Genomic DNA, 1,013 nt, shown 5'->3' on the forward strand with positions numbered 1-1,013 from the left:
CCGTTTTGCTTCACCTATGGTGATGGTGTTGCGGATATCGATGTTACTGCGCTCGTGGAGTTTCACTGTCAGCATGGAAAGAAGGCGACGGTTACGGCCGTGGCACCTCCCGGCCGATTTGGTGCGATTGAGTTTGACGGGAGCAATGTAACAGGATTTCGGGAGAAACCTGCAGGAGATGGGGGGCTAATTAACGGAGGCTTCTTCGTTGGGGACCCCTCCATACTCGATGACTATGTGGATGGTCCATCGACGATCTGGGAGCGGGAGCCGCTAGAGCGACTTGCGGCCGATGGGCAGCTCGGTGCATTTAGGCACACAGGTTTCTGGCAACCCATGGATACGTTGCGTGACCGCAATTACCTTGAAGAACTATGGGCAACAAAGGCTCCTTGGAAATGCTGGTAGCTAGGGAGTTTTGGGAGGGTCGGAAGGTCCTTGTAACCGGGCACACAGGCTTTAAGGGCGCGTGGCTGTCACTTTGGCTGACTGAGCTTGGTGCGGACGTTACGGGCATAAGTCTTCCTGCATTGTCTCCGAGCCTTTTTGAGCAACTAGGCCTTGAGAAGTTGGTGACTCATATCGAGGCTGATATTCGTGATGCTGCCTTGATGGACCAGCTGATCGTAGATGCAGCACCTCAGGTCGTGTTCCACCTTGCTGCCCAACCGATTGTTCGACTTTCCTATGACCAACCTCGTGAGACGTTTGCTACAAACATACAGGGTACTGCGAATGTCCTCGATGCCTGTCGAAGGGTATCCGGGCTTGAGGCCATCATCGCGGTTACCAGCGATAAGTGTTATCAGAACAATGAATGGGTTTGGCCATACCGTGAGACCGATCCGCTTGGTGGGTATGATCCCTACAGTGCAAGCAAAGCTGGTGCAGAGATTGTGATAGGCTCTTACCGGCAATCGTATTTCTCGGATCCCGGTATGCCGTTACTCGCGTCGGTACGTGCGGGCAACGTTGTTGGTGGTGGAGATTGGGCGGCCGACCGTCTCGTCCCG

2 protein-coding genes are annotated in these 1,013 nt (G+C 54.4%); both read left to right on the forward strand.

Going from position 1 to position 1,013, the window contains the following annotated elements; translation table 11 throughout:
* On the forward strand, positions 1–408 hold a 408-nt coding region (locus AAFM29_RS13095), incomplete at its 5' end, for a sugar phosphate nucleotidyltransferase (RefSeq protein ID WP_341713231.1).
* Positions 399–1,013, forward strand: a 615-nt coding sequence (rfbG, locus tag AAFM29_RS13100; RefSeq protein WP_341713236.1) for a CDP-glucose 4,6-dehydratase, incomplete at its 3' end; no start/stop codon positions are given. The genes AAFM29_RS13095 and rfbG, both read left to right, overlap by 10 nt.

Source organism: Erythrobacter sp. (assembly GCF_038133525.1).
GTDB lineage: Bacteria > Pseudomonadota > Alphaproteobacteria > Sphingomonadales > Sphingomonadaceae > Qipengyuania.